Source organism: Phytobacter sp. V69, from assembly GCF_965644215.1.
Lineage (GTDB): Bacteria > Pseudomonadota > Gammaproteobacteria > Enterobacterales > Enterobacteriaceae > Phytobacter.
Genome location: NZ_CBFFRL010000147.1, coordinates 1 through 12,275, shown reverse-complemented (window position 1 = coordinate 12,275; position 12,275 = coordinate 1). Strand labels below are relative to the sequence as shown.

10 protein-coding genes are annotated in these 12,275 nt (G+C 56.0%); 3 read left to right on the top strand and 7 right to left on the bottom strand.

Annotation, left to right across the window (positions count from 1 at the left end; translation table 11 throughout):
• The first annotated feature begins 109 nt into the window (after positions 1 to 109).
• Positions 110 to 409 (top strand): helix-turn-helix domain-containing protein, encoded by a 300-nt coding sequence (locus ACSZPU_RS18355; protein WP_499001671.1) that lies wholly within the window; start codon positions 110 to 112, stop codon positions 407 to 409.
• Positions 410 to 460: 51 nt separating this feature from the next.
• Here ACSZPU_RS18355 and eutC read toward each other — a convergent pair whose 3' ends face one another.
• From eutC to eat, 3 genes are read right to left on the bottom strand one after another with little or no spacing between them, the layout of a single operon-like run.
• On the bottom strand, positions 461 to 1,231 hold the full coding sequence (gene eutC, locus ACSZPU_RS18350) for an ethanolamine ammonia-lyase subunit EutC (RefSeq protein ID WP_499001668.1): 771 nt from the start codon (positions 1,229 to 1,231) through the stop codon (positions 461 to 463).
• On the bottom strand, positions 1,228 to 2,616 hold the full coding sequence (locus ACSZPU_RS18345) for an ethanolamine ammonia-lyase subunit EutB (RefSeq protein ID WP_499001665.1): 1,389 nt from the start codon (positions 2,614 to 2,616) through the stop codon (positions 1,228 to 1,230). Before ACSZPU_RS18345 ends, eutC begins: the two co-directional genes overlap by 4 nt.
• A gap of 9 nt (positions 2,617 to 2,625) precedes the next feature.
• On the bottom strand, positions 2,626 to 4,005 hold the full coding sequence (eat, locus tag ACSZPU_RS18340; RefSeq protein WP_499001676.1) for an ethanolamine permease: 1,380 nt from the start codon (positions 4,003 to 4,005) through the stop codon (positions 2,626 to 2,628).
• Positions 4,006 to 4,744: 739 nt separating this feature from the next.
• Here eat and mmuM point away from each other — a divergent pair.
• On the top strand, positions 4,745 to 5,689 hold the full coding sequence (mmuM, locus tag ACSZPU_RS18335; protein ID WP_499001664.1) for a homocysteine S-methyltransferase: 945 nt from the start codon (positions 4,745 to 4,747) through the stop codon (positions 5,687 to 5,689).
• Between the two features lie 247 nt (positions 5,690 to 5,936).
• A complete protein-coding gene (locus tag ACSZPU_RS18330; protein WP_499001674.1) occupies positions 5,937 to 6,428 on the top strand; it encodes an REP-associated tyrosine transposase in 492 nt (163 codons plus the stop codon).
• Between the two features lie 147 nt (positions 6,429 to 6,575).
• On the opposite strand, the gene fbpC is transcribed toward ACSZPU_RS18330, so the two are convergent.
• From fbpC to uhpC, 4 genes are all read right to left on the bottom strand, one after another.
• Positions 6,576 to 7,622, bottom strand: coding sequence for a ferric ABC transporter ATP-binding protein (fbpC, locus tag ACSZPU_RS18325; RefSeq protein WP_499001660.1), 1,047 nt, complete (start codon positions 7,620 to 7,622; stop codon positions 6,576 to 6,578).
• Positions 7,623 to 7,634: 12 nt separating this feature from the next.
• Positions 7,635 to 9,713 carry an ABC transporter permease gene (locus ACSZPU_RS18320; RefSeq protein ID WP_499001657.1) on the bottom strand — a complete coding sequence of 693 codons (2,079 nt, stop codon included), beginning with the start codon at positions 9,711 to 9,713 and terminating at the stop codon, positions 7,635 to 7,637.
• 71 nt (positions 9,714 to 9,784) lie between these two features.
• On the bottom strand, positions 9,785 to 10,816 hold the full coding sequence (locus ACSZPU_RS18315) for an ABC transporter substrate-binding protein (protein WP_499001655.1): 1,032 nt from the start codon (positions 10,814 to 10,816) through the stop codon (positions 9,785 to 9,787).
• A 16-nt stretch (positions 10,817 to 10,832) separates the two neighbouring features.
• A complete protein-coding gene (gene uhpC / locus ACSZPU_RS18310; protein ID WP_499001654.1) occupies positions 10,833 to 12,131 on the bottom strand; it encodes an MFS transporter family glucose-6-phosphate receptor UhpC in 1,299 nt (432 codons plus the stop codon).
• Positions 12,132 to 12,275: the final 144 nt, after the last annotated feature.

Sequence of the window (12,275 nt, the reverse complement as noted above, 5' to 3'; positions counted from 1 at the left end):
GAGCGGGCATCGTGAAAAGTCTATGTCAAAGAAAGGGTTATGTTCTCATAATTGACGATTAAATCGCACCTTCCCTAGTCATCTGAACGCATTGAAAGAGGACAAGTAAATGGCAACGCTGAAAGAATTGATGGAACGTCAAAGTCCTGAAAGCCAGGAGCGCATTCATCAGAAAACAGCAGAATTTCGCCGGGAGTTGGCCTTGTATCGTATCCGTGAGGCGCTCGAAATTTCTCAAACGGAAATGTCAAAAGTGATGGGAATTGCCCAACCAACGCTGGCGCGTATGGAACGTAATGGCAATGACCCAAAACTGTCGACACTCAAACGCTACGTCAACGCCCTGGGTGGGGAGTTGAGCATTGACGTTAAGCTGCCAAACGGCAAACGTATCGTTTTTGATATTTGACCAAAAATCCATACGCGCGCTTTACCGTCGGGCGATAAAGCGCGTGGGAGGCTAGCGAATGCGTGGCGTCACGCGTCCGTGCAGGGCAGGGTTATCGCTTTCGTCTTTTAGTTTCACGCCGGTGAGCCGGCGCAGGAATGCCTGTTCCAGCAGCCAGGCGAGCTTAAAGGCGGCGGCTTCATAGTTCAGCCCTTCGGGGCGAATATTGGAAATGCAGTTACGTTCAGACTCCAGCCGCTTGCGCTCGGGTTTCCACGTCAGATAGACGCCAAGGCTGTCCGGGGAGGAGAGGCCGGGGCGTTCACCAATCAGGATCGCCACCGCTTTGCTGTTTAGTGTTTCGCCAATGTCATCCCCCAGCGCAACCCGCGACTGATGCGCCAGCACCACCGGGGCAAGTGAAATCCCCAATGTTTCCAGATACGGCAGCAGCGCTTTAATCAGCCCGACGGATTGGCGCTGTACCGCATGGGAAGAGAGGCCATCGCCAATCACCAGCAGCAGGTCGTGTGCCGGTGTCCGGCTCGATTTTAGGGCATCGCGGCTCTCTTCGCTGAGCATCCGCCCCAGATCCGGGCGATTCAGATAGATATGTCTGTCCGTTGCCGAGCTGTGCGCGTTGAGCGTTTGTAGCCCCAGCGCGTGTAACTGCTCTGCCAGACTTTCGCTGTCGAACGGCTGATGAATGGCATCCCGGGCCTGGGCATGGGCCAGACCAAAGTTCAGCACTTCACGGGTGGGCAGGCTGGCGCCGCTGCGCCCCAGCGCAATGCGGGCATCGGTAAATTCGCGCAGCAGCGTCCAGGCATCCGGTGGATTCATACGCTCACTCCTTGTGGTAACGCGCTCAACAGTGGGTGGTTTGCCCCGGTTAAGCGCAGCTGTCCGTGGGTATCGATAATTTGCATACGGGTGAGCCAGTCGGCGAATTCCGGCGCATGTTTCAGCCCCAGCAAACGACGGGCGTAGAGGGCGTCGTGGAATGAGGTGCTCTGATAATTGAGCATGATGTCATCCGCGCCCGGTACGCCAATCAGGAAGGTCAGCCCGGCATTGCACAGCAGCGTCAGCAAGGTATCCATGTCATCCTGGTCTGCTTCGGCGTGGTTGGTGTAGCAGACGTCGCAGCCGATAGGCAGCCCCATCAGCTTGCCGCAGAAGTGATCTTCCAGGCCCGCGCGAATGATCTGCTTGCCGTCATAGAGATATTCCGGCCCGATAAACCCCACCACCGTGTTGACCAGCAATGGGTTGAAATGGCGCGCCACGGCATAGGCGCGTGCTTCGCAGGTTTGCTGGTCAACGCCGTGATGCGCATTGGCCGACAGGCAGCTCCCCTGGCCGGTTTCAAAATACATCACATTGTTGCCGAGTGTACCGCGCTGCAGGCTCAATGCGGCGTCCTGCGCCTCTTTGAGCATTGACAGATTAATGCCAAAACCGCTATTGGCTGCTTCGCTTCCTGCTACTGACTGAAAGACCAGATCCACCGGCGCGCCACGTTCAATCAGTTGCAGCGTGTTGGTGACGTGGGTCAATACGCAGGACTGAGTGGGGATCGCAAAACGGCTGATGATGTCATCCATCATATGATTGAGCCGTTCGAGCACCGGTAGGCTGTCACTGGCCGGGTTTATGCCCACCACCGCATCGCCTGCACCGTACAGCAGGCCATCGAGCATGCTGGCAGCAATGCCTTTCATATCATCGGTGGGATGATTCGGTTGCAGGCGTACGCTCAGATGGCCGGGCAGGCCGATGGTGTTACGAAAACGGGTGATCACGCTGCATTTGCTGGCCACCAGAATAAGATCCTGGTTACGCATCAGCTTGCTGACCGCAGCCGCCATTTCCGGCGTAATCGCCGGAGCAATGTGCGTCAGTGTGGCGGCATCGGTGGTATCGGCCAACAGCCAGTCGCGAAAATCACCGACGGTCAGATGGCGGATAAGGGCGAAGGCATCGGCATCATGGGTATCAATGATCAGGCGGGTGACTTCATCGCTTTCATAAGGAATAAGCGGGTTGTCCAGCAGGTCGCGCAGGGGAACATCGGCAAGGGCGATTTTCGCCGCCATGCGCTCTTCCGCCGATTGCGCCGCCACGCCCGCCAGCACATCCCCGGAACGCGCCGGGGAGGCTTTTGCCATCAGTTCTTTAAGACTGGCGAACCGATATGTCCGGTGTGCCAGGGTCGTTTTATACATTTCGCCTCCTCAGGAGAGCGCGCGCAGCTGTGGATCCATTGCCGCACGCTCACGCGCTGGCGCGGTTTTACGAAACCACATGTAACCCCCGAGCATCATCAGCGCGAAAATCAGCGCCAGCAGGGTGTTGTACCAGACCATCGCCACCAGGCAGAGCACCGCCATGCCCAGTGCAAACGCGGGCGCAATCGGGAACAGCGGCGCTTTAAATGGACGTATCAGGTTCGGCTCGCTACGGCGCAATTTGAACAGCGCGGCCATCGAGATGATATACATAACAATAGCGCCGAATACGGACATCGTCACAATGCAGGCGGTGAGCGGCATGCCGCTAATGGTGATCAGCGAATCGGAGAAAATGGCCGCGATACCCACCACGCCACCGGCCAGAATTGCCAGATGCGGTGTGCGCGTTTTGCGGTTCAGGTTCGCCAGGCTGGCTGGCAGATAGCCCGCACGCGCCAGCGAGTAGATCTGACGGGAATAACCCATAATGATGCCGTGGAACGAGGCCACCAGGCCAAACAGCCCCAGCCATACCAGCATGTGCAGCCAGCCGCTGCTGGTGCCCACAACGACTTTCATCGCCTGCGGCAGCGGGTCGTTAATGTTTGACAGGGTACGCCAGTCACCGACACCGCCTGCGAAGACCATCACGCCAACGGCCAGCACGGTTAATGTCAGGATGCCGCCGCCCAGCGCACGAGGAATGGTGCGCTGCGGATCTTTGGCTTCTTCGGCGGCCATCGACGCGCCTTCAATGGCCAGGAAGAACCAGATAGCGAACGGGATAGCGGCAAACATGCCCGGCAGCGCCAGATTGCTAAAGCTTTCTGCGCCGGCCCAGCCGTTAGCCGTGAAATTATCCCAGGAGAACCCTGGCGCAACCACGCCCATAAAGACCAGCAGTTCGAATATTGCCAGCAACGTAACGACCAATTCAAACGTAGCGGCAATGCCGACCCCGAGAATATTCAGCGCCATAAAGATGATATAGGCACCGCAGGCCACCCATTTGGGGTCGAGTGACGGAAATTGCACATTGAGGTAGGCACCGATCGCCATTGCGATAGCCGGTGGGGCAAAAACAAATTCAATTAATGTTGCGAAACCCGCAATAAATCCGCCGGTTGGGCCGAATGCCCGATATGCATAAGCAAAGGGGCCGCCTGCGTGTGGGATTGCGGTAGTCAGTTCAGTAAAACTGAATATAAATGCGCAGTACATGGCGGCAATCGCCAGTGCCACAATCAGGAATCCCATGGTTCCTGCCTGGGACCAGCCATAACTCCAGCCAAAATATTCACCTGAAATTACCAGGCCGACGGCGATACCCCATAAACGGAAGCTGCCGAGTGTTCTTTTTAATGTAGTTGATTCTGTGGTCATCATTTACTGCCTCGCCATTAAACACAGTTGGGTGCCAGTTGCAAAGGCAGTGCCAAATTGGAAAATACACAAAATTCATAGTGTTAATGGGTTCTGGTGTCATGGCGCGAGAAAAATGCAGCACAGATGCACCGCACAACGTGTAATTCTGGTGCATGCTGCCCCGCAATGGTGAAATTTGCCGAAGTATTAAATGCCCTTTATGTAAACCGAAGGGGTAATCCGCTGAACGTGAAGTGTGAAAATAATGCCCTGAGTTAAATTTTCCCCTCCGGTCTGGTGTTAAAACTTTTGTCAGGTGGAAAATATGAAATATTATGTGGAATGCGAGGGAGATAAATCCGACAATTCTTACACCTTTTTTACGGATGTAACGCTTTAATATTATTAATTACTGTTTATATTTGGCTATTTTTATTTCACACGGTGTTTACATTTGAGTTCTTATTGCCTTTTTACATCGTTTTGTAGGTTGAATCACAATGTTTTCAGGTAATTGCCCGATGTTAAATTTAATCATTGAGAATGAGTTGACCTGAATTGTTTCGCACTTTAGTTTGAGAGAAAAAGCATTCAGGAAAATCCAGGATTATATTTAACTAAGGAGGGAAATATGGCCTGGCGTCCGATCCTGTATGTCATTTTTACGACCAACCCACGACTAAGTAGCAGACGTGCGCGGCTGCGTTTGGTCGCAAATCCGCGGTAGTGACGGTTACTGCCCGTTCAGGAAGGCGCCATGTCCCAACATCATCCGCTGACTGCGCTTCTTGCCCGCCAGCCATTCGTGCTTTTAGATGGCGCGATGGCAACCGAGCTGGAAGCGCACGGCTGCAATCTGGCTGACCCGCTGTGGTCGGCTAAAGTGTTGCCTGAAGCCCCGGCGATTATTCGCCAGGTGCATCTCGACTATTTTCGTGCCGGGGCGCAGGTTGCCACGACGGCGAGCTATCAGGCGACGCCCGCGGGTTTTGCCGCCCGCGATCTGAGCGAGGCGCAGGCCACTTATCTGATAGCCGAAAGCGTGCAGCTGGCACGCCAGGCGCGGGCGTTGTATCAGCAGGAAAATCCGCGTGCCGGGACGTTGCTGGTAGCAGGTTCCGTTGGACCCTATGGAGCCTATCTTGCCGATGGTTCGGAATATCGCGGTGATTACGTGTGTAGCGATGAAACCTTCCAGGCGTTTCATCGCCAGCGCATTGAAACGCTGCTGTCGACCGGCGTCGATCTGCTGGCGTGTGAAACATTCCCTTCATTCCCGGAAATCTGCTCACTGCTGGCGTTGTTACGTTCGTGGCCCGAGGCGCGCGCCTGGCTTTCGTTGAGCGTGTGCGATAGCGAGCATCTCAGCGACGGTACCCCGCTGCGAGAAGTGATCGAGGCTGTGTCCGCCTCTTCTCAGGTGATGGCGGTGGGGGTGAACTGCCTTGCGCCCGAACGGGTTACCGCGGTTTTGCGCCATTTGCGCAGTCTCACATCCTTACCGCTGCTGGTGTATCCCAATTCCGGGGAACATTACGATCCGCTGCGAAAAACCTGGCACCGGCATGCGGATGCCTGCCCCACGCTGGTGGCATTTTTACCCGAATGGCTGGAGGCCGGCGCACGTTTGATTGGCGGGTGCTGTCGCACCACGCCAGAGGATATTGCCGCACTTAAACGCCATCTTCCCCGGTGGCGCTGACGCTTACCGGGGCTACGGTTAGTGTGGTCTGTAGCCCGGATAAGGCGAAGCCGCATCCGGGGAATTCCCCGGTGGCGCTGATGCTTACCGGGGCTACGGTTTGAGCGGTGTGTAGCCCGGATAAGGCGCAGCCGCATCCGGGAAATACTTAGCGAGATGCTTTCCATAACATTGCTGCTTTTCTGTCCAAAGCTTGTTCTTCGGATTACGTTGAGTGCCCGAGGCATTCCGGCACATGGAGCGGCATTTGGTAACTTATCGGCGATATTACGTTAACGGCGGTACCTGGTTCTTCACGGTGAACCTTAAAAATCGCCGAAGTTTTCTTCTTACGGCCCACATCGAAGCATTGCGTCAGGCGGTGAAGACCGTCAGACAACGAAAGCCCTTTCACATTGATGCCTGGGTTGTCCTTCCTGAACACATTCATTGTGTATGGACATTGCCTGAAGACGATAGGGATTATTCGGGGCGATGGCGTGAAATCAAAAAGCAATTTACCCGGACATTACAGCTGCGGGATATCTGGCAGCCCCGCTTCTGGGAACACACAATTCGCGATGAAGCGGATTACCACCACCATCTTGATTATGTCTACAACAATCCTGTTAAGCATGGTTGGGTAACACAGGTTCGGGATTGGCCATTTTCAACCTTTCACCGTGATGTCCGGCGTGGGTTATACCCGGAGGATTGGGGTAGTGGAACGGTCGATATCATGGCGGGCGAACGCCGTTAAAACATCCCCGGTGGCGCTGACGTTTACCGGGGCTACGGTTAGTGTGGTCTGTAGCCCGGATAAGGCGTAGCCGCATCCGGGATATTCCCCGGTGGCGCTGATGCTTACCGGGGCTACGGTTAGTGCGGTTTGTGGCCCGGGAAAGGCTCAGGCTGTTTCGGCCAGTTCGAACATGCCGTAGGGGTGAATTTGCAGGTAATACTGCTCGCCGACGTCTGGCTGCAGGCGGGTGGCGTTAACCTGCAACAAGATGCGCTGGCCGTGCCATTCCACAATTACCTCATATTGCGGGCCCATATAGGCCACATGCACGATCGTGCAGCGCTGGCTGTCATCACCCTGTTCGCCCAGCGTGATGGCCTCCGGACGAACACCCACGGTGCCGCTTCCCTGGGCTGAGAAATGCGCGGGCACAGGCAACCGGTATCCGTGAATATCAACAAATTGCGGATGGAAGGTGGCCGGGAACAGGTTGGCGTCGCCCATAAAACTCGCCATAAAGCGTGATGCCGGCTGGCGATACAGATTCTGCGGCGAACCCATCTGCATGATATGGCCCTTGTTCATCACCAGCACGGTATCGGAGACGGCAAAGGCCTCGCTCTGATCGTGCGTGACATACAGCGACGTGATGTTGAACTGCTTTTGCAGCTCGCGAATTTTATCGCGCATGCTGCGCCTAAGGTTGGCATCGAGGTTACTCAACGGCTCATCAAACAACAGCACCTTGGGTTTGAGGATCAGCGCGCGGGCTAGCGCCACACGCTGCTGCTGACCGCCGGAAATCTGATCCACATAGCGGTCTTCGAACCCCTCCAGATCCACCATCGCCAGCGCTTCTTTCACCCGGGTTTTCACCTCTGAGCGTGAAACGCCGAGCATCTTGAGACCGTAACCCACGTTGTCACCGAGCGACATATGGGGGAAGAGGGCGTAGGACTGGAACACCATGCAGATATCACGCTGCTTAATGGAGCGATGCGTGACGTCCTCGCCATCGATAAAAATTTGTCCCTCAGACGGTTTTTCCAGCCCCGCCACCAGACGTAGCACCGTGGTTTTCCCACAGCCTGATGGCCCGAGTAACGTCACCATCTCACCTTGTGGGATCGCCAGATTAATGTTGTCGATAACCGTGTTGTTACCAAATCGCTTGGTGACATTGCGCAGTTCAACGAAATGTTTTTGTGTCATGGTTGCGCTCCGTTAGGCCTGGTTTTTAGCTTTGGAACGGGAGATACGCGCCTCACCGATCAGCCAGTCAAAAATAAAGATGATGGCGAGCATCACCACAATAAGGATTGAGCCATAGGCAATGGCCACGCCGTATTCGCCGTCTTCCACGCGGTTCAGAATGTAGGCCGTCGCCACGCGCGTATCCGGCGTCACCAGGAAGACAATGGCGCTGACGGTGGTGATGGCGCGGACAAAGCTGTAAATCAGCGCGGACAAAATCGCCGGGCGCAGCAGGGGCAGCAGAATCTGCGTGATGGTACGCAGCGACCCGGCGCGAAGGCTCAACGAGGCTTCATCCAGCGATTTATCAATCTGTCCTAAGCCGGCGATCCCGGCACGAATGCCGACCGGTACGTTACGCATCACCATCGAGATAATGACGATGGCGGCGGTACCGGTGATGTAAACCGGAGCGCTGTTAAAGGCGAGAATATAAGAGACGCCCGCCACGGTGCCCGGTACGGCGAAGCACAGCATGGTGGTGAACTCGATGGTCTTTTTGCCTTTGAACTGCTGGCGCACCACAATCCAGGCGATCAGCAGGCCGAAGATGGCGGTAATTGGGGCGGCAATTCCGGCGTAGAGCAGGGTATCGAGCAGGGAAGGCCACGCGCCGTCACTCATGCCCTGACCAAACAGCTTGATAAAGTTATCCAGCGTCAGGGTGTAATCCACGCCCCAGTTCACCGTAAAGCTGCCGTAGAAAATGCTGCCGTAGAGTAGGGCGTTGAAGGCCACCCACACCGCCAGCAGTACCACCACGCTCCATACCAGCGTGACTGGCAGAGGCTGCACATCGCCGCGATAGGATTTGCCGGAAACGGTGACGTAAGAGCGTTTGCCGATCCACATGTACTGCACGCAGAACACCAGCAGCGAGAAGAGCAGCAGGAAGGCTCCGAGCGTACTGGCGGCCTGGTAATCGAGCTGCGAGCCGGTGATGTAGAAGTAGATTTGCGTTGCCAGCACGTCAAAGTTACCGCCGAGCACCAGCGGGTTACTAAAGTCGGCCAGCGATTGCACGACCACAATCAGAAATGCATTAGCCAGTGCCGGTTTCAGCAACGGGATAAACACGCCGTTGAAGGTCTGCCAGCGGCTGGCGCGTAGGGTGTACGACGCTTCTTCCAGCGAGGGATGAATGGTCTTGATCGCCCCATCGAGGATCATAAAGGCCATCGGGGTGAAGGCCAGCACCTGCGCCAGCCAGATACCGGTAAACCCGTATAGCCAGTTGGTGTTGGTGAGTCCGAACCAGTCGACCATTAATTCCGTGACATAGCCCGAACGCCCCATCATCAACGTCACGCCAAGACCCACCACGAACGGCGGAGTAACGATGGGTAAAATGGAGAATACGCGGCCAATGATGGCGCTGCGTTTGGCGATGCGGGTGGTGTAAATCGCCAGCACCAGGCCGAAGAAAGTACAGCCGACGCCCACGGCAATGGACAGCCAAATGGAGTTCAAAATCACCTGAATGATGTGCTTCTGCGCGAGCACATTCATAAACGCCAGCGGGGCGAACTCGCCGCTGTCGGTGGTGAACATTGGAATAAAGATGGCGATACTTGGCCAGACGATAAAGACGCCGATCAGCGCCACGATGACAATCAGCGAGCCGATAACAAAACGGTCGCCACCGAGCCATTCCAGGCGAGTGAGTGCCAGCGTCATGATGGCCGCAAGGGTGACGAACAGCACGATCGTCGCATAGCCGAGGCCACGCCCTTCTACGGTGGCGCTGATGGCCACAAATGCCATGCACAGCAATGCCCAGCCTGCGTCAAAGTAATGGCGGCTGCGCTGTTCGCGTTTGGCTTCGCTCAGTGGGCGAACCAGCAACACGGTGGGCAGCAGATACCACAACCAGCTGACGTTAACGTGCGACCAGCCGTAGGCGTCGATGATTTCATCGCGCGTGGATTCCAGCAGGCCGTAATCCAGGCTCCAGCCTGGCAGCAGCACGAAGGCCAGCCAGCTGAGCAGAACCCAAAGGAATATCGCATCCCGCTTTGGCGCGGGATGGAGTGTGAGTGTGTGTGACATAAGCATTCCGGTGTTGTAGGCCGGGTAAGGCGGTTACGCCGCCACCCGGCAATGTGATCGCCAGTGCGTACTTATTGGCCCATCTTCACGTCGCTAACCCATTTGTTAATGAGCGCTTTACGTACGTCCGTGGAGCCGTATTTGTCCATGTCGTAATTGATAAGCTTCAGGTCATCGAGCTTGAGCGAGTTCGGGGAGGTTTCGGCGGTGGTGTTGGTCAGAATCTGGTAAGACTTGCCCTTTTTCCATGCCAGTTCCTGTGCTTCTTTCGACAGCGCCCAGTCAACGAACAGCTTCGCGTTATCCAGGTTACGCGCCCCTTTCAGGATGCTGATACCGCCAATTTCGTAGCCGGTACCTTCACACGGCGAAATCAGCTCCAGCGGCGCGCCTTGCTCTTTTTCCAGCGAGTAGTCATGCAGGAAGCCAATCCCGATGGCGGTTTCACCGCGCGCGGCGTTACGTGCCGGGGCGATACCGGATTTGGTGTACTGGGAGATATTGCCGTTGAGCTGTTTTAAGTAATCGAAAGCCTGGTCTTCGCCCCAGAGCTGCACGAACGTTGCCAGTGCGGTATAGGCAGTCCCGGAACTTTGTGGGTCGGCGATTTGAATTTCGCTTTTGTATTCCGGCCTGGTCAGGTCTTTCCAGCACTTCGGAATCGGCAGGTTTTTCTCTTTCAGGCGCTGGGTGTTAACACCAAAACCGAGGATCCCCACGTAAACCGCAGAAGAGAGGTTGCCTTTTACTTTGGCCGGATCGCGGAATTTCTCCATGATCTCGTCGAGGTTGGCTGATTTATACGGCTGCAGCAGACCCATTTCCCCGGCCTGAGACTGAGGATCCAGCGTGCCGCCGTACCAGACATCCGCCTGCGGGTTTTTCTTCTCCGCGTCCACTTTCGCCAGTGTGCTGCCAGAGCCGTTGCGGATGAAGGAGGTTTTCACATTGTATTTTTCGCCGAAAGCCTGTGTTTCCGATTCGCACATTTCGTTGGTTGCGCTGCAGTAGACCACCAGACGACCTTCTGCTTTTGCCGCGCTGCTGAATGCCGCCAGCGCCAAACCGGTCGCCACCAGGGTAGAGAGCAGGGTAACTTTCATTATTTTATCCTTCCTGTCAGGTTGTAGGACTGCGAGACATCGTGATGCCCACCATCAGCAAGGGCATCAGAAGTAAACCCATTAATACGGCGGCGACGGAGAGCAAGCTGAACATCCCCGACCAGCCATAGCGTTCAATCACCTGCGACAGCGGCCAGCCCGCGAGCGCCGCGCCGATATAGGCAAACACGCCGAGAAAACCGGTTATCGACCCTGCCGCTGCCTTATGCCCGCATTCGACGGCGGCCAGGCCAATCAGCATTTGCGGACCAAAGACAAAAAATCCCACCGTAAAAAAGCACATCGCCAGCAACGCGTAGTGATGTACCGGTGCCAGCCACAGCGCGGCGACCGAAACAATCAGCCCCAGCGTGAAGAGCAAAATCATCGGCGCTCTCTGCCCGCTGAACAGCAGGTCCGATCCCCACCCGGCGAACAGCGCGCCCAGCAGGCCACCAACTTCGAACAGCATCACCGTGGCATTGGCGCTTAATAAATTGACGCCGTGGCTTTCCGCCAGCCAGATGTTGCCCCAGTCATTGAGCGCAATGCGGATCAGATAGACCAGCACATAGGACACGCCCAGCAGCCAGATCATCGGGTTACGCAACATGGTGATGCGTAACATCTGCCATAAGCCCATTGGCGGGCTTTGTTGTTCCTGGCGCAGTTCCAGCGGGTCGTGCCGCCATTCACCTACGCTCGGTAATCCTTCTTCCTGCGGTGTGCCCCGCAGTTGCATGGTCAGCCAGACGCCCAGCGCCATGCTGATTATCCCTGGTGTCAGCATCGCCGCCTGCCAGCCCCACCAGTGGGCGGCAAAGGCACATATCAACGGGATCACGGCCCCGCCAATATTGATGGACATGTTCCAGCATCCCCACCAGAAGCCGCGCTCGTTGCGGGAATACCAGTGGGTCAGCAGGCGAGCACAGGGCGGCCAGCCCCAGCCCTGAAAAAAGCCGTTTAGCGTCCAGACCACCAGCAGCAGCGGCAGTGAGTCACCAAAGGCGAACAGCACGTTCAGCAAGCCGGTGGCGAACAGTCCGCAGCCCATAAAGGCGCGCTGCCCGTGACTGTCGTGCCACAGTCCGGCGGCGAACTTCGACAGGCCATAGCTGAGGTAAAATAACGACCCCATCAGCCCGATATCGCCTTTGTCTAACCCCAGATCGCTTTGCAGCGCCGGAAGTACGTAATTGACGCTTTTGCGCGTCAGGTAAAATGCGGCGTAGCCCACCACCATGCACAGCAGCAACCGTGGGCGGAATGCCCGGTAACGTTGTTCAATTTCAGCGGATGAGATGGCGTGCATAGCGGTCTCCAGTTGCGCTGACTATAGGTAAGCGCAATCGAAAGCGGATGAGAGAAACTCCCCAGGTGACTAGATAGTGTCGTCACGAGGATAAAAATCATTGATAATAGGGCCTTCTAATCAGAAGGCCCTATTATCATGACT